Annotated in this window: 15 protein-coding genes; 11 read left to right on the forward strand and 4 right to left on the reverse strand. The window is 46.5% G+C overall.

The window, feature by feature from the left end; genetic code table 11:
• Positions 1-384 precede the first annotated feature (384 nt).
• From JOC27_RS10980 to JOC27_RS10995, 4 genes are all read left to right on the forward strand, one after another.
• A complete protein-coding gene (locus JOC27_RS10980) occupies positions 385-2,118 on the forward strand; it encodes an ABC transporter ATP-binding protein (RefSeq protein ID WP_205007345.1) in 1,734 nt (577 codons plus the stop codon).
• Positions 2,115-3,995 carry an ABC transporter ATP-binding protein gene (locus JOC27_RS10985; protein WP_205007346.1) on the forward strand — a complete coding sequence of 627 codons (1,881 nt, stop codon included), beginning with the start codon at positions 2,115-2,117 and terminating at the stop codon, positions 3,993-3,995. Before JOC27_RS10980 ends, JOC27_RS10985 begins: the two co-directional genes overlap by 4 nt.
• Positions 3,996-4,201: 206 nt before the next feature.
• Positions 4,202-5,263 carry an undecaprenyldiphospho-muramoylpentapeptide beta-N-acetylglucosaminyltransferase gene (locus JOC27_RS10990; RefSeq protein ID WP_205007347.1) on the forward strand — a complete coding sequence of 354 codons (1,062 nt, stop codon included), beginning with the start codon at positions 4,202-4,204 and terminating at the stop codon, positions 5,261-5,263.
• Between the two features lie 164 nt (positions 5,264-5,427).
• On the forward strand, positions 5,428-6,297 hold the full coding sequence (locus JOC27_RS10995) for a DUF4405 domain-containing protein (protein WP_205007348.1): 870 nt from the start codon (positions 5,428-5,430) through the stop codon (positions 6,295-6,297).
• A gap of 265 nt (positions 6,298-6,562) precedes the next feature.
• Here JOC27_RS10995 and JOC27_RS11000 read toward each other — a convergent pair whose 3' ends face one another.
• From JOC27_RS11000 to JOC27_RS11015, 4 genes are all read right to left on the reverse strand, one after another.
• Entirely contained in the window at positions 6,563-7,153 is a 591-nt protein-coding gene (locus JOC27_RS11000) for an RBBP9/YdeN family alpha/beta hydrolase (protein ID WP_205007349.1), read from the reverse strand.
• A gap of 93 nt (positions 7,154-7,246) precedes the next feature.
• Positions 7,247-8,113, reverse strand: coding sequence for a transglutaminase family protein (locus JOC27_RS11005; protein ID WP_205007350.1), 867 nt, complete (start codon positions 8,111-8,113; stop codon positions 7,247-7,249).
• A 33-nt stretch (positions 8,114-8,146) separates the two neighbouring features.
• The gene (locus JOC27_RS11010; RefSeq protein WP_205007351.1) at positions 8,147-9,094 is read right to left on the reverse strand and encodes an alpha-E domain-containing protein; all 948 of its coding nucleotides are present in this window, start codon (positions 9,092-9,094) and stop codon (positions 8,147-8,149) included.
• Positions 9,095-9,184: 90 nt separating this feature from the next.
• Entirely contained in the window at positions 9,185-10,573 is a 1,389-nt protein-coding gene (locus JOC27_RS11015; protein ID WP_205007352.1) for a circularly permuted type 2 ATP-grasp protein, read from the reverse strand.
• Positions 10,574-11,040: 467 nt separating this feature from the next.
• Between JOC27_RS11015 and JOC27_RS11020 the strand changes: the two genes are divergently transcribed.
• From JOC27_RS11020 to JOC27_RS11050, 7 genes are all read left to right on the forward strand, one after another.
• Positions 11,041-11,253, forward strand: a complete 213-nt coding sequence (locus JOC27_RS11020) for a sigma factor G inhibitor Gin (RefSeq protein WP_205007353.1) — start codon at positions 11,041-11,043, stop codon at positions 11,251-11,253.
• 308 nt (positions 11,254-11,561) lie between these two features.
• Positions 11,562-13,004: an aminotransferase class I/II-fold pyridoxal phosphate-dependent enzyme gene (locus JOC27_RS11025; protein WP_205007354.1), complete on the forward strand. Its 1,443-nt coding sequence runs from the start codon at positions 11,562-11,564 to the stop codon at positions 13,002-13,004.
• Between the two features lie 2 nt (positions 13,005-13,006).
• A complete protein-coding gene (gene tmk / locus JOC27_RS11030) occupies positions 13,007-13,675 on the forward strand; it encodes a dTMP kinase (protein WP_205007355.1) in 669 nt (222 codons plus the stop codon).
• Between the two features lie 25 nt (positions 13,676-13,700).
• On the forward strand, positions 13,701-14,030 hold the full coding sequence (locus JOC27_RS11035; protein ID WP_205007356.1) for a cyclic-di-AMP receptor: 330 nt from the start codon (positions 13,701-13,703) through the stop codon (positions 14,028-14,030).
• A 52-nt stretch (positions 14,031-14,082) separates the two neighbouring features.
• Positions 14,083-14,520, forward strand: a complete 438-nt coding sequence (locus JOC27_RS11040; RefSeq protein WP_205007357.1) for a YaaR family protein — start codon at positions 14,083-14,085, stop codon at positions 14,518-14,520.
• 96 nt (positions 14,521-14,616) lie between these two features.
• Positions 14,617-15,615: a DNA polymerase III subunit delta' gene (gene holB, locus JOC27_RS11045; protein WP_205007358.1), complete on the forward strand. Its 999-nt coding sequence runs from the start codon at positions 14,617-14,619 to the stop codon at positions 15,613-15,615.
• Positions 15,615-16,445, forward strand: a complete 831-nt coding sequence (locus tag JOC27_RS11050) for a PSP1 domain-containing protein (RefSeq protein WP_205007359.1) — start codon at positions 15,615-15,617, stop codon at positions 16,443-16,445. The genes holB and JOC27_RS11050 overlap by 1 nt, the downstream gene beginning before the upstream one ends.
• The last annotated feature ends 2 nt before the right edge of the window (positions 16,446-16,447 follow it).

The raw sequence follows: 16,447 nt of genomic DNA on the forward strand, positions 1-16,447 counted from the left end.
TAGTTGGGGGCTGTCCCCCTGCGAGAGTAGGTCACTGCCAGGCAAATGATAAAGAACAGGCGCTTCTCAGAAATGAGCGGCGCCTGTTCTTTTTTAAGATAAGAAAGTTTTTCACACAAAAATGCAGCGCAGGTGCGCTGGCGCCTTGCGGGAAGAGTACTGTCTGTCCGAGGAGGCTCCCGTCCTGCCCGCGGTAAGCGAGACCGAAGCGCATTTGATGCAAAATAAAAACCAAGCATAGATAGAACATTCCGATTCATAAGGCGTTCATATTGATCCGATACACTAGTAGGGTTGGCAGTTCTCATAAATAGCAGGAAATATTATTGTCTGTAAAGAATAAATAAAATAGCTGTTTGCTGCATGAAAATGGAGTGAGAAAAATTGATCAAATTAATGCCTTATCTAAAGCCCTATAAATGGGCAGTGATTGTTGCCATTCTATTTGTCTTTTTACAATCGCTTGCAAACCTATATTTACCCACACTGATGGCGGATATTGTCGATACCGGAATCGTCAAAGGTGATATGGCCTATATCTATAAGGTCGGCATTTATATGCTTCTGGTGACGCTTCTTGCGGGAGCATTTACAGCCGTCTCGAATTATCTAGCTTCGAAAGCAGCCTCAGGCTTTGGGCGGGATGTGCGCAACAGCATGTTCGCACATGTTGAATCGTTCTCGCTTAAGGAGTTTGATCAGATCGGAACGAGTTCGCTGATCACACGCGCAACCAATGATATCGCGCAGATTGAACAAGTCTGGATGATGATTTTAAAAATGATGGCAATGGCACCGCTAATGTGCATCGGCGGGATTATCATGGCCGTCAACAAGGACGCCAAATTATCACTTGTTCTAGTTGTGGCTGTTCCTATACTGATTATTATCATTGCACTTCTTGGGAAAACTGCGGTTCCGATTTTTAAACGAATTCAGAAAAAATTGGATCGAATGAATCTGGTCTTGCGTGAACAATTAACAGGTATCCGTGTGCTGCGTTCTTTTAATCGTGAGCACTATGAGCGGGAGCGATTTGACAAAGCCAATCAAGATGTGACAGATATTTCTATCCGCATTAATAAAATTATGGCAGCTGCGATGCCATTGATGATGCTGATCATGAATTTGGCTACGGTTGCGATTGTCTGGTTCGGCGGCTTAAGAATTGATAGCGGCGAAATGCAAGTTGGAGATTTGATGGCATTTATTCAATATGCGATGCAGATTATGTTTTCCGTACTGATGGGCGCAATGATGTTCATTATGATTCCACGTGCTCAAGTGTCCGCAGTACGTGTTAATGAAGTGATGGCGATTGAGTCGGATGTATGCGATGGGGAAACCACTGTTACCAGCGGCGATACGGACCGAGCTGCGACTGTATGTTTTGATCATGTGACCTACCATTATCCAGGAGCGGAAAACCCAGCGGTGTCCGATCTTTCATTCACCGCATTACCGGGTCAGACAACAGCAATTATCGGCGGTACAGGATCAGGAAAATCTACGATATTGAACTTGATTCCGCGCTTTTTTGATGCTGATTCTGGGAAGGTTACAATTAATGGTTTGGATGTTCAGTCATGGTCGTTGGATGACTTACGCCAGCAGATCGGGTATGTGCCGCAGAAGATTCAGTTGTTTAAAGGGACAATCGCTGAGAATATCCGTTACGGTAAGCCGGATGCGACAGAAGAAGAAATTCATGAAGCGGCGCGCATTGCTCAGGCAGACGGATTTATCCGCAAAACAGAAAATGGCTATGATGCGTCACTTGTGCAAGGCGGGAAAAATTTTTCCGGTGGTCAGAAACAGCGTCTGGCAATTGCCCGAGCACTTGTCCGAAAGGCAACTATTTATTTGCTCGATGACAGCTTCTCTGCATTGGACTATCGAACGGATGCGGCACTGCGTGCGGAATTGCAAAAAATCACGCGAAAAGCGACCGTTTTGATTGTCGCGCAGCGCGTAAGTACTGTTTTGCATGCCGACAAGATAGTAGTTCTGGATGATGGTATGATTGTCGGGATAGGTACGCATGAAGAGTTGATGCAATCTTGTACGGTATATCAAGAAATTGTGGCCTCACAGTTGAACAAGGAGGAGTTGGCATGAGTGAAACCAATAATTCCTCTCGGCGACGGGGGAGTCACGGAGGCTTTGGCGGACCAGGTTTTCACGGGCAAATGCCAGTAGAGAAACCGAAAAATTTCAAAAAAACGTTTCATCGGCTGATGAGCTACCTGAAGCCACATACTTTTCTGCTCATCACCGTTTTTGTTTTCGCTGCGCTTAGCACAGTTTTTACAATTATCGCGCCAAAACTGATGGGGCATGCGACCACAAAACTTTTTGAAGGCATGATCATGAAAATGAGGCATGTGCCAGGGGCGCATATTGACTTCGGGGCGATTTGGACGATTGTTGTAGAACTGATTGTTCTCTACATTTTAAGCGCGTTGTTTACGTATCTCATGCAATATTTGATGAGCGGCGTCTCCCAAAAGATGGTCTATACAATGCGACGACAGGTCAATGAAAAATTTGCCCGTCTGCCGGTCAGCTATTTTGACAATCATCCATACGGCGATGTCCTCAGTCGTGTCGTCAATGATTCGCAGAATATCAGCAATACGCTGCAGCAGAGTCTGACGACATCCATCACATCCATTGTAACGCTGATCGGTGTGATTGTGATGATGCTGACGATCAGTCCCATTTTGACGTTGGTTATTTTGCTGACTCTCCCACTTAGTCTGATCGGTGTCAAACTGATCACAGGTCGCTCACAGCAATATTTCAAGAGTCAACAAGAGCGGATTGGTGCGCTCAATGGTCACGTCGAAGAAATGTTTACGGGTCATCAAGTGATCAAAGCGTTTGGAAAGGAGCGGGATGCCAAGAAAGAATTTAGCCGGATCAACGGTGAACTTTATCAGTCAGCTTGGCGCGCACAGTTTCTTTCAGGAATTATGATGCCACTGATGATGTTCATCGGCAACATCGGTTTTGTCTTGATCGCAGTTGTCGGCGGTATTCTCGTGGTCAAACGGGCGATAGAGATTGGCGATATCCAGGCGTTCATTCAATATGCGCGTCAGTTCGGCCAGCCATTAAACCAAATCGCGAATATCTCTAATATTATTCAATCAACGGTTGCTTCAGCAGAGCGTATATTTGAAATATTGGATGAAGTGGAAGAAGTACCGGATAAGCGAGACGCGACAATTATTGCGCATCCGAGGGGCCATGTCCGCTTTGAAGCGATCGATTTTAGCTATACGCCGGATAAACCGCTCATTGAGCAAATGACGATTGACGTGCCCGCCGGCCGCACAGTGGCAATTGTCGGGCCGACCGGAGCGGGGAAAACAACACTTGTAAATCTGCTGATGCGCTTCTACGATACGCAGGCAGGGCGGATTACGGTAGACGGTATTCCTGTGAAAGATATGAAGCGCGAGCATCTCCACCATTTATTTGGCATGGTATTGCAGGATACGTGGCTGTTTCAAGGAACGATTCGCGAAAACATCGCTTATGGGCGGCAAGACGCGACAGAAGAAGAAATTGTTCAGGCGGCTGAGGCCGCGCACGCAGATCATTTTATCCGCACATTGCCAGATGGCTACGAAACGATATTGAATGAAGAGGCAAGCAATCTGTCCCAAGGTCAGAAACAGTTGCTGACCATTGCCCGGGCAATCCTTGCTGACCCGGTCATCTTGATTCTCGATGAAGCGACGAGCAGCGTTGACACGCGGACAGAACTTCATATTCAACATGCCATGAAGACACTGATGCAGGACCGAACGAATTTCATTATTGCGCACCGCTTGTCGACGATAAAAGAAGCTGATCTGATTCTTGTGATGAATCATGGACAGGTTATTGAGCAGGGAACACATCAGCAATTGCTTGAAAAATCGGGCTTCTATGCGGATTTGTATCAGAGTCAATTTGCTGTAGAAATTGAAGCGCGGCCCAATTAAATGATAGAGTAAATTCGGACTGTTACTGTGGAGGAAAATCCAATCTGCAGACAGTCTTTTTTACCGGATCAGGGAAGACAAGACAGGGATCTAGCAGAATCCCAGAAAAAATGAAGAAGTTTTGCTTTTAATGTTTTACTTTCCCGGATCCTGTATTAAACTTTGTAACAGTGGAAACTTCAGCAAGTTCGGAAATGAGGAGAATAATGGCAAAGAAAATTATTTTTACTGGTGGCGGTTCAGCTGGGCATGTGACACCGAACCTCGCCCTGATTGCGCGTCTGAAAAAAGATTGGGCGGTAACGTATATCGGATCAAAGAGTGGGATTGAACGAGAGTTGGTTGAAGGACAAGGTATTCCTTATAAAGCTATTTCAAGTGGAAAACTGCGTCGTTATTTTGATGTCAAAAATTTTAAAGATCCGTTCAAAGTGGCGGCAGGTGTGCTTCAAGCCTATGCCATTATCCACCGAATCAAGCCTGATCTGATCTTTTCAAAGGGCGGATTCGTGTCCGTGCCAGTAGTTATTGCCGGATGGCTGAATCGCGTGCCTATTTATATCCATGAATCGGATATCACGCCGGGACTGGCCAATAAGATTGCGATTCGTTTCGCATCAAAGTTGTTTGTGACATTTGAAGAGGCCGGGGCGCATTTGCCGAAGGATAAAGTCGTGCACACGGGTGCGCCGATTCGCGAGCGTCTTTTTGAAGGACGCGCAGATAAGGGGCTGCAATTTCTCGGTTTTCAGACGGGCAAACCAGTCTTGCTGATCATGGGGGGCAGTCTTGGTGCGAAGAAGATTAATGAGGTTGTTCACGAAGCACTTCCTGAGTTGTTGAAAACCTACCAAGTTGTCCATTTATGCGGCAAAGGAAATGTTGTCCCTGAACTTGAGAATGAACAGGGTTATAGGCAGTTTGAGTATGTGAATCAGGAATTGCCGGATGTGATGGCGGCCGCGGCAATTATTTTATCGCGAGCAGGGTCCAACGCTATTTTTGAATTTCTGGCGCTCAAGAAACCAATGATTCTCGTTCCGCTGCCGCTGCGCGCGAGCCGCGGCGATCAAATTCTGAATGCTCGTTCTTTTAAACAAAAAGGTTATTGTGAGGTTTTAGATAACGATGCGTTGACCGAGGCACAGTTGATCGAGACGCTCAATCGACTTTATCGGGATCGTTACGACTATATTGATCGGATGGCGGCCGCGAAGCATGCGACGAGCGGCCTGCAAAATATCTTGGACTGGATACAACGTGCTTAATAACGTTTCAAAGGAAAAATCGTCCAACAGCTCGTCGGCTGTTGGACGATTTTTTCGTGGAAAGAATGCATGCGGTTTGGAAGCTATAGCCGGTTTATTTTTAATCAAAAATTAAGTAACTATGTTTACGCTTTATATATCCTAATATAAGGCGGTAGTCACGGATGAAGAAGAACTCTATCAAATGGATAATCGATTTGGTCATGGGGTTAATGTTCTTGCTGTTCTTCAATTCGCGCGTTTTAGGCGGCTTGACGTATCATGAAATCGCGGGACTTGTTTTTGCAGGCGTGTTCCTGACCCATGTATTGTTAAATAGTAGCTGGGTCAAAAATATTACGTTGAGAATGTTCGATGGCAAGCTTCCTTGGCGCGCGCGCGGCGCATATTTGTTGAATTTCTTGCTGCTGCTTTCGATGAGTTGCGTTATTTTCAGCGGTATCGTGATTTCGCGCGTTGTTTTTCCGAACTTTAATCTCGGTAATGAAAGCTGGTTCCGAACGGCGCATGAAGCTTTATCCTTCTTTGTTTTAATTTTGGTTGGTCTGCACGTGGGTATTCACTGGCACTGGGTGGTTAATGTATTCAAAAAAATGGTTGGTCTCAAAGCGAAAGTTAGGTGGACGACATACGTCTTACCAATAGCGGCTTTGGCCATTCTTTTATTCGGTGTGTACGAGATTCAGCAGACCAGTTTTCTCAATCGCGTCGCAAGCGTTTCATCTGTCTTCAGTGGCAGCGGTGGTGATATGAGGGGCCATGGAACTTTTGAAGCCGGCGGAAATCACCCTGCTGGTTTTAAAGGGGGTCATGGCTTTGCTTCCGCGGGCGGACAAAAACCGGATTTAACGAATGGTCAGCGACCAAATTTTGCTCATAGACAGGGCCTTCGAGGAGAAGGTGATGGCGGCGGAGCGAATGTGCTTGGCGTCATAGTGGTTTATTCAGCGATCACCGGTGTTTTTGTTGTACTCTCTTATTACCTCCGAAAATTATTTGTGCGAAGAAGACAATCGGCAAATGCAATCGGATAAGCAGGTCAATGAGGGCTGGATAAAGTTGGTATCTGTTCCGTGTTTCTAAATGTTACATGTTATCGGGCAGCATTTTTCAGTGGAAAAATGCTGCCCGATTTCTTTTTTTATCAATTAGGAAATGATATGAATTTTCGCGCGCGTAAAATGTAGCGCAAGAGCTTTGGCTTACGTGGCAGCAAGCAGCAGCTGAAGTACATTGTTACAAAAAAGACTTGGCCAAGCCAAGCTATCTCAATGAAACAATTAAGGTTCCTATGATAATCTATAGGCCTCTTGAAATGGGTTCACCCGATGATCGATGCGTATCCATGTTGAGGCAATGCTCAAGCATCCACGGCCAGGGACCGAAATGCGAGGAAACATTGATATGACCGACATCTGGGAAGATGCGGATTGGCACACGGTAGGGTGCATATTGCGCCCATTTTTCCGGCGGAAGATAGGGATCGTTTGTTGCTGTGATCAGTAAGATGTGTCGGGCGCTTTTTCTGAGATAATCATCGCCTTCTGGAACCGGAAAGAAGCTGCGGAGCTCTTGAATTTTCGTATCGCAGGCAGGCGGGCTGACGAGCGTGACGCTTTCTGCTATCCGGGTGTTTGGTTGGGCTGCATAATGCATCCAAAGGATACAGCCAAGACTATGCGTGATCACGCGCAAGGGTTCTTCCTCAGGAATATGGGCGATGGTCTGTTTCAATTGAGCGAGCCAGTCGGTTTTGTCTGGATGATTCCAATTGGTAAATTGAGGAAACCAGACCGATTTTCCCCGACCTTGCAGTTTATGGGCGAGCCATTCCTGCCAGTGGCCGCCAGTGCTTCCTCCGAAACCGTGGAGGATCAGATAACTTGTCATGGATACACCTCGGGCGCAAGTTTGTCCGCTGCTGATCGAGCGGCATGTTGTTCTATCTATAACCCAGTATACCAAACAATTGCCACGGCTGATTCAGTTGATTTGACGCACATCAACGATCACATCTAGCTTCTGCTGTGGTGTGCCATGATAAATGCCTTTAACAGGGACAATGTCTTTATAGTCGCGGCCGTAAGCAAGAATAATATAGCGCCAGTTTATGGGGACATTGTTTGTTGGATCGAAGCCAGTCCAACCGACGCCGGGTATATAGGCTTCAACCCATGCATGCGATGCTTGTTCAAAATCGGCGTTGCCACCGTTGATATCTGTGATGTATTGGTAGCCACTGACATATCGGGCGGGGATACCCATGGTTCGACACAAAGCGATCATCAGATGGGCAAAATCCTGACAGACACCACGCCTTAGTTGAATCATTTCATCAATTTTTGTCTGAACCTGTGTGGCCGATGGATCATAGGTAAAATCATTCTTAATTTGTGCGGTCAAGGCGGTTAATTTATCAGCAAGTGAGGCGAATGTGTGCGACGCTTCGAATTGGGACGCCATTTGGGAAATGTCCGGTGTGATTGGCGTATATTCTGACGGATGGAGATACTCTGCGTAGTCGTCCAGAAACCGTTCGCTTGCTAATTCTTCTAGCTCTTGCGCCCCAGTTAGCACACTTTTTATGACGGGTTCCTCGTTGCTCGTGACAACAATCGATTCGGAATGAATGGTCAAAAGGGTATGCGGATCGGCAACCGAGAAACTATAAACAAGATTTTTAAAATAATCCTCATATGTATAAATCGGGGCCTGCGGCGATGTTGTGATCCGGCTTTGCAAGCAGGTTTGGTGCGTGTTTGTCCGCGGTGTCAGACGAATTTCATTGACACTGTCTGCAATTTCGCTGGCATATTTATATTTTGTCAGATGAGAAATATTAAATTTCATGCGTTTTGTGCTGCTCTGATCGAATTTGCTGGATCAAAAGGGCAGAACACTCACCTCCTTGGTATTGAAAATAGTTTCGATGGCCTGACCAATTGTGTTACAAACACTTATTTCCTCGATAAGAAATGAAATAATGCCCGATTCGATAATTTCAGGAATTTCCATATAGGCTAGCTGTGCATGCATGCGGCCAGTCAGACGCATGACACGCTGAATCGTTTTCGATGCGGCAATGTTCGCGTGAAATAGGCTGTGCAGATGATTATTCAAATGATTCAATGCAAAGCGCGTTGAACGTGGGAAAATCGCGTTCAAGATCATAAATTCAATCATCCGTTCGATCGTAAGCGGGCTAGTTTGGCACTTGCGATAGGCCTCAAAACCGCTTACGGATTTTAGCAGAGCGAGACAATTGTCGAAGTCAACGGTCCTTTTGTGTTCGGAGATGATTACCTTAAGAATACGCAGGGTGTTTTCAGCGCGTTCAATATATTTCCCAGATTCCAAAATGTGCCATTCTTGACCCCTTAGCATCGTGGATTCAATAATGCCCTGATATAAAGCTGTCTGTTCTTTAATTTTTTGAAAAAAGGAGTGGGGATAATGAAGCATAGCCTGGGCTGTCTCATCTTTCATCCAGAGATAGAACCCATTTATTGCCTCCCATAATTCGCTCGGCACGCGTTCACGTACAGATTGGGCATCGTTTCGTGCACTGACAAGACAGGAGATGATGGAATTACTGTAATCTCGGCTGAAAACAAGCAGCTGCATGACGTTGGATTCGGAATCAATAGGGTTCTTTAGAAGAAGCTCGTTCGGTACGCCGAATGTATCAATCAATTCTGTCCACGGGTGTAGGTCTTGGCCCATGTGGTTTGCCTGCATATGATAGGCGACATCAATTAAACGTGCATGGTTCTCAATGCGTTCCATATAACGACCAAGCCAGTAAAGTGATTCCGCGATTCTGCCGATCATTTGAATCCCCTCTTATGCTTCATTCCACTGAAATTTTATTAATCTTAAGCGTATAAAAAGAATAGCTAAGCAAATGCATCTCTGTTTTTGTTAGACAATCCAGGTATCCTTGCTTCCGCCGCCTTGTGAGGAATTAACAACGAGCGACCCCTTCTCCATAGCGACGCGCGTCAGACCACCGGGGAGCACAACTTGCTGTTTGCCTTTAAAAATAAAAGGACGCAAATCAATGGTTCGACTTTCAATCATGGAACCGCTGAGTGTTGGTGATTGAGAAAGACGGATCGCGCGCTGAGCAATATAACTTTCGGGATGTCCCAGGATCTGGGCGCGGAAGGCTTTAATGGTTTCTTTATCGGCTTGAGGCCCCATCAACATTCCGTAGCCGCCCGACAGCGATGTTTGTTTAACGACCATTTTCTCCAGGTTATCAAGTACAAAACTCCGCTCTTCTGGATTGCGCAGCGAATAGGTCGGCACGTTTTTCAGTACAGGCTCTTCGCTCAGGTAGTAGCGGATCATGTCTGGCACTCTCGTATAAATAAGCTTATCATCAGCAATGCCAGTTCCTGGCGCATTGGCAATTGCCACATTTCCGGCGCGATAGGCGTTCATTAGTCCAGGTACGCCGACAAGTGAATTTGGATTGAAGGCTAGCGGATCGAGAAAACTGTCGTCAAGCCGGCGGTAAATGACATCAACGGGTTTCATACGCCCGCTAATTGTCTGTAGATAGACTTTTTGATTAATGACGCGCAAATCAGATCCCTCAACCAAATCAATGCCCATTTGCTGAGCAAGAAACGCGTGTTCGAAATAAGCTGAGTTATACCGTCCGGGTGTTAAAAGGACAACGACTGGATCCTTTTTGTTATTCGGCGCCAAGTCCTGTAACGTCGTTAAAAGCTCTTGTGTTCCTTTTTCTAATCCGCGCACGTGATAGGAAAAATAGAGATCGGGGAAATAATGCATCATTAGTATCCGATTTTTGAAGATATAAGAAAGCCCAGATGGTGTCCGCAGATTGTCTTCAAGAACAAAATAGTTGCCTTGTTCATCACGAATGAGATCAATGCCAGATATAGCGGTATAGATATTTTCCGGAACGTCAAGATGCATCATTTCTGGGAGAAAGTAGGGATTGTTGACAATCATTCGACGTGAAATCAATCCGTCTTTAATAAAACGTTGTTCATGATACATGTCGCCTAGAAAGTGATTCAAGGCGCGAACACGCTGGTTTAGGCCGCGTTCAATCATTGACCAATCGTTGGCCGGTATGATTCTTGGCAGAACATCAAAAGGGATCGTCCGTTCCGCGCCTTGCGTCGCAGAAGCAATTTGGAAAGTAATTCCTTGGAGAATCATTTGCTGCTTGATCTTTTCCGAACGACTGATCAATTCGCTCGTGCCAAGCTGTTGCAATTGATCATAAAGCTTTTGATAATGTGTGCGAATGGTTCCGCGCGCGTCAAACATTTCATTGAAGGTATTCTTTGCCGCCGGCTCTTTGGTAAACGTTATCAGCCGCCTCCCGGAGATGAAATAAATCGTAAATCACGTCAGTCTGTCTTTTTCGCGATCCTGCAGATGCAGAAGTAAAATGAAGAAATAAAGGCGTGAATTATTTGATAATTCGATAATTTTTAATAAATTATAAACATTGCCAGTGATTGCTGTCAATGTTTATGTATGCTAAGGTCGCCTTTTTTCATGAAGCCGCCTGCGGCAAGCGAACACATGGCAATAAATGATTAAAAACAACAACAGATTTTAACAAGCCTTCTATGAAAATAGCGATCAGCAACAAAAGAACAGAAAAAAGGGAGCAGAGGCCTGCCAGGCTCCGGATAAGCCTAGCGGACATAGACTGAAGGCAGAAAATGTTTTCACGTGTACGAATAGATTACAAGAAATTGGTCTATCCTAAAACAGGAGGTGGAGACATGGGGATAAACGCGCAACAGGCCGGAGAAATTTGTCTGATTTGCGGCCAATTGAAACATGAGGGTATTCACATCGGTAATCAATTAATCTGTTATTCTTGTCAAGATAAAATTGTCGCGACGGATGTCACAGACTGGAAATATCGATATTTTATTAAGAAATTATCAAAAATTAAGTGGGACACAAAGCAGCCCGCGGGGAAAATCAAATAAGCTGTACGGAGAAGCACGTGATTTGGAGCTTCTCTTTTATTTTATGATAATGATTTTTTGTGGAAAATGGCGCAAGGTGCAACACTCGCGGCAAACGAGCAACCGAAGCATATTGCTGCAAAAAAGAATGAGACGCTATTTGCCCAGTTCTTCTCATACCGATAAACGATACAGACTTGAAAATATTTCTCCGTTTCGGTCGGCAGCTAGCAGCATCTGTTTCGCGATATGCTAAAATAAAAGCAATCAATAAAACACGTTTAAACGATTCATTGACCGCTTAGTACGGTCAATTTTGAGGAGAGACGATGAATCAGAAAGCAACGCCGGTGTTTGACGGCTTGAAGACCTATGTACACGATCAGCGTTATTCTTTTCATGTTCCGGGACACAAGGACGGGCATATTCTTCCTGAACCGGCTAAGGTAATCTATCAATCTTTGTTGACAATAGATGCGACAGAAGTTGCGGATCTAGATGATCTTTATCATCCAACCGGTATTTTGCGCGACGGTGAGGCGCTGCTCGCCGATTATTACGGCACGCGTTCTAGTTATTTCCTTGTAAATGGATCAACCGTTGGCAACCTGATCATGATCTTAGCCACTATTCGTCCAGGGGATCGGGTGCTCGTCCAACGCGATAGTCATAAGTCAGTCTTCAATGGACTGAAGCTAGCAGGAGCGGAACCTGTTTTTCTGGCACCAGAGATTGATCCACAGACCGGAATTGGCTACGGTGTGTGCCTAGAGTCGCTGAACGTAGCCCTTCAGCGTTTTCCAGACGCCCGCGCCTTGATTCTGACCTACCCGAATTATTATGGGATGGCGGGAGTGATTGGGCCGGTGATTGAGCGCGCCCATCATCACGGGATGGCGGTGCTCGTCGATGAAGCGCACGGACCGCATTTTCACTTGGGCGCTCCGATGCCGCCAAGCGCGCTTGATCAAGGAGCCGACCTCGTTGTGCAGTCTGCGCACAAGATGCTGCCGGCGATGACGATGGGCGCATGGCTTCATTGCAAGACGACGCGCGTTGATCAAGAGAAAATTGAAGCAATCCGGGCGATGTTGCAGACGTCCAGCCCGTCTTATCCGATCATGGCTTCGCTTGATCTCGCTCGGTATTTTCTAGCGAGCCTAACAACCGATAAGCTTACAGCCATTTGCCACAACAGGGACACCTTCGCTGCCGAGTTGGATGCGATAGAGGGAATCGATGTGCTGAAAGCCGTTCCTGGCGCGTTTCACCTTGATCCTTTTAAGTTGACGCTCGGTTTGCAATTTGAGACCAGCGGTTTTGCCTTTCAGGAGCGGTTGATCGCGGCTGGCATTTATCCGGAATTGGCTGATCCGCATCACGTTCTGCTTACGCTTGGGCTCTCCGAACGGGAAAACTATGCCGAGGCGGTATACCGCATTCGCGCCAGCTTGTCCAGTTTCCCTAGGACCCACGCGAAGCGGAAAACGAATGAGTGCCTTTCCTTTCCACTTGTTCAGAAGCTAGACATATCGTATCGGGAGATGGATCAGCTGTCACGTGAACTTGTTGATCTGCAGGCGGCAGAAGGCGCGGTTGCCGCTGAGGCAATCATCCCTTATCCGCCGGGCATACCGCTCGTTCTTCAGGGCGAAAAAGTGACGGCGGAACAGATTCGGCGGATAGAGACGCTGCTGGCCGCAGGCGCCGTCTTTCAAAACACAGAAACGGCACAGCATAAAATAATGATTTACCAATCAGGAGTCGCATAACTATGAATAAAAGAGGACTATTTATTACATTTGAAGGACCGGACGGATCCGGGAAATCAACCCAGATTCGACGGATAGCTGAATTCTTAAAAAACCATAATTTGCCTTTTTTGCTGACCCGTGAACCGGGCGGTACGACTGTCGGTGATCAGATTCGAGCGATGGTGCTGAATCCGGAGAATCGAATGATTGTCGATCAGACTGAGATCCTTCTCTATGCTGCTTCGCGCAGTCAGCATGTTCAGGAAAAAATTCGACCGGCCCTTGAGAAGGGTTGGATTGTTCTCTGCGATCGATTTACCGATGCGTCCATTGCTTATCAAGGTTATGGCTTGGGGCAGGACGTGGCGATGGTCCAAATGATTAACCGCTTTGCAACAGACGGACTGGAACCCGATCAAACCTTTTTGATTGATGTCTCGCCGGAGACCGGGCGGAAACGTATGGAGAGTCGGGAAGGCGCCGCGGAGGTGGGTATCACGCAAAACGCGGCTGAACTTGATCGAATTGAAGCTCGGGCGCTGGCTTATCACCAGCGGGTACGGGAAGGGTTTCTGGCGCTGTACCACGAAAATAAACAGCGGATCACTTTGATTGACGGAGAAAAAGACCGCGAAGAAGTGTACAGCACGATTATCAAAGCGCTGCGTGGTTCTCTGAATCTCAAGTAAACGGATGGCTGAAGGAGTGGCTTGCATGAAACTTGTTATAGCGATCGTTCAGGATAAAGACAGCAATCAATTGCAAGGAACGCTGGTCGACGCAGGATTTCAGGTGACTAAGATGGCAAGCACGGGCGGATTTCTCCGATCCGGGAATACCACATTCATGATCGGAACAGCCGATACTCGAGTTGACGAATTGTTGACCATCATTCATGATCAATGTAAAAGCCGGCGTCAAGTCGTTTCGCCGATGTCCTCACTCGACGGCAATTCCGAAGGTTATATGATGCATCCAGTCGAAGTAGAAGTCGGTGGCGCCAATGTTTTTGTTATGGATGTCGATCGATTCGAACACTTTTGACGCGCTACATTCAGGCACTTGATGTACGTCAGTCAGTGAAGGGGGGCAAAGCATGTCCATTGAAATCAGTCGTGACTCTGTAGTGAAAGAGAAACCATCTAGAGTTGAAACACCTGTTGCGCGCACAAGTGATTCCTTTGAACAGGTCTTCTCTTCCAGAAAATCAAGCGGCGACGCAGAAGCTTTAAAAGCGCTTTTCAAGCAAATTGATGATCAGGCAAGGCGTGTGTCTGGCTCGCGAACAGTCCGCGATTTGCAGCTCTACAAGAAATATGTGCAGTCGTTTTTGCAGAACGCGGTCCAGCTCGGCCTGAAAACGGATCAGTCGCGTTCCTGGCAGCAGGGTGGTACGCTGCAGACACTTGTCAAGACGGTCAATCAAAAACTGGTTGATTTAACGAACGACGTGTTGAATAAAAATAAAGATTCATTGGATTTGCTTGGCCATCTTGATGAAATTCGCGGGATGTTGATCAATTTATATGTGTGAATGCTGTTTAAGGGGAAAGACAAGAAGCGCGTGAATACGCGCCTTTTACATACAATTTGGAATCATTAGGATTGAGCCGGGACGGAGGAGTAAGACATGGATTGGCAGCAATTAAAAGACCAGCAGAAAACGGTTGAAAAAGTCCTGCGCCATGCCGCGCTCCGGCATGAACTGGCACATGCCTATTTATTTGAGGGTCCGCGCGGCACCGGCAAACGAGACACAGCATTGATGCTGGCACAGATGCTTTTCTGCGAGGCTGCGGAGGCGTTCAGACCATGCGGTGAATGCCGGAATTGCCGGAGAATTGCCTCTGGGAATCACCCAGATGTGGTTTGGATCCGTCCTGAAGAAAACGCTCAGACGATTAAAAAAGAACAAGTGGCTTTCTTGCTGCGTGAATTTGCTTATCATGGCGTCGAATCCGCGCATAAAGTTTTTATTCTTGAAGAAGCGGAGAAATTAACTGTTCAAGCAGAGAACAGTTTGCTCAAATTTATTGAGGAGCCCAATCCTGGCACGCTAGCGATTCTCGTAACGTCGCAGATTCATCAGCTTCTGGATACAATTGTTTCAAGATGTCAGGTGCTTACTTTTGTACCGCTTTCGGACAAGGATCTTGCTGAGCGGCTTGTGGTTGACGGACAGCCGCGGCAGCTCGCTTCGCTTGCCGCCGGTTTGACCCACAACTATCAGAGCGCAGTCGATCTTTGCCATGAGCAATGGTTTGCCGATGCGCATTCGCTAGTGTTACAATTAACCCAAAGACTTCAATCGTCTTCTGAACCGATACTTCCTTTTATTTATGATAAGTTTTATCCGCTTTTTAATGATATGCCCCGCATGACGACAGGCCTGGATCTGCTGCTTCTGTGGTATCGCGATCTGCTGAATCTGCAGTTGAATCGTTCGGAAAATCTCTTCTACGCGCCTGTGAGAGAGACATTGGAACGTCAGATGATGGCGTTGACAACGGACCAGATTGTTCAATTTATTGAAATGATTCTGGAAGCGCGTAAACAATTGAATGCCCACGTCAACGGATTAAGTGTTATGGAGCGTCTCATGGCTCAACTAGGAGGTATACGAAGCTAATGAAATACGATATTGTCGGCATTCGATTCAAGAAGGCCGGTAAGATATATTATTTTGATCCCGGGGATCTAGCGTTCTCGCGCGAAGATCAGGTCGTTGTTGAAACGACGCGGGGCATCGAATGCGGGACAGTCGTCATTGAAAGGAAATCGGTTGATGAGTCGGATATCATTTTGCCACTGAAGAAGGTGATTCGTCTTGCAACCGAGGAAGACAAACGGCAGGTGCTACAGAACAAAGAAGACGCCGAAGCAGCAATGGATATTTGCCTTCAGAAAGTATACAATCATCAGCTCGAAATGAAGCTGGTTGATGTTGAATATACATTTGATCGGAATAAAATTATTTTTTATTTTACTGCCGACGGACGGGTTGATTTCCGTGAATTGGTCAAGGACTTGGCAGCGGTATTCAAAACGCGCATTGAGCTGCGGCAAATTGGTGTCCGCGATGAAGCCAAGATGTTGGGTGGAATCGGTCCTTGTGGACGGATGCTCTGTTGCTCAACTTTTCTCGGTGACTTTGAGCCGGTGTCGATAAAAATGGCTAAGGATCAGAACCTCTCTCTGAACCCGGCGAAGATTTCCGGGGTCTGTGGACGGCTGATGTGCTGCCTGAAATATGAGAACGACATGTATGAAACGGCTAAAGAGGAATTGCCGGATATCGGCGAGCCAATTGTCTTGAACATTGGCAAGGGCCGTGTCATTGGTCTGAATATACTGGAGAAACTTATTCAAATTGAATTGAAGGATCAGAGTAAAGTGGTTGAGTACACACTGGACGAGCTTATTGAAGAAGGAGCAATTTCTTCGCGAGCTACGAAATAAGA

This window comes from Sporolactobacillus spathodeae, from assembly GCF_016908935.1.
Lineage (GTDB): Bacteria > Bacillota > Bacilli > Bacillales > Sporolactobacillaceae > Sporolactobacillus > Sporolactobacillus spathodeae.

What these genes read in the sequence shown, in the direction of transcription:
- JOC27_RS10985 (WP_205007346.1), top strand. Translation starts at nt 2,115, where the DNA reads ATGAGTGAAACCAATAATTCCTCTCGGCGACGGGGGAGTCACGGAGGC.
- JOC27_RS10990 (WP_205007347.1), top strand. Translation starts at nt 4,202, where the DNA reads ATGGCAAAGAAAATTATTTTTACTGGTGGCGGTTCAGCTGGGCATGTG.
- JOC27_RS10995 (WP_205007348.1), top strand. Translation starts at nt 5,428, where the DNA reads ATGAAGAAGAACTCTATCAAATGGATAATCGATTTGGTCATGGGGTTA.
- JOC27_RS11000 (WP_205007349.1), bottom strand. Translation starts at nt 7,153, where the DNA reads ATGACAAGTTATCTGATCCTCCACGGTTTCGGAGGAAGCACTGGCGGC.
- JOC27_RS11005 (WP_205007350.1), bottom strand. Translation starts at nt 8,113, where the DNA reads ATGAAATTTAATATTTCTCATCTGACAAAATATAAATATGCCAGCGAA.
- JOC27_RS11010 (WP_205007351.1), bottom strand. Translation starts at nt 9,094, where the DNA reads ATGATCGGCAGAATCGCGGAATCACTTTACTGGCTTGGTCGTTATATG.
- JOC27_RS11015 (WP_205007352.1), bottom strand. Translation starts at nt 10,573, where the DNA reads ATGTTTGACGCGCGCGGAACCATTCGCACACATTATCAAAAGCTTTAT.
- JOC27_RS11020 (WP_205007353.1), top strand. Translation starts at nt 11,041, where the DNA reads ATGGGGATAAACGCGCAACAGGCCGGAGAAATTTGTCTGATTTGCGGC.
- JOC27_RS11025 (WP_205007354.1), top strand. Translation starts at nt 11,562, where the DNA reads ATGAATCAGAAAGCAACGCCGGTGTTTGACGGCTTGAAGACCTATGTA.
- tmk (WP_205007355.1), top strand. Translation starts at nt 13,007, where the DNA reads ATGAATAAAAGAGGACTATTTATTACATTTGAAGGACCGGACGGATCC.
- JOC27_RS11035 (WP_205007356.1), top strand. Translation starts at nt 13,701, where the DNA reads ATGAAACTTGTTATAGCGATCGTTCAGGATAAAGACAGCAATCAATTG.
- JOC27_RS11040 (WP_205007357.1), top strand. Translation starts at nt 14,083, where the DNA reads ATGTCCATTGAAATCAGTCGTGACTCTGTAGTGAAAGAGAAACCATCT.
- holB (WP_205007358.1), top strand. Translation starts at nt 14,617, where the DNA reads ATGGATTGGCAGCAATTAAAAGACCAGCAGAAAACGGTTGAAAAAGTC.
- JOC27_RS11050 (WP_205007359.1), top strand. Translation starts at nt 15,615, where the DNA reads ATGAAATACGATATTGTCGGCATTCGATTCAAGAAGGCCGGTAAGATA.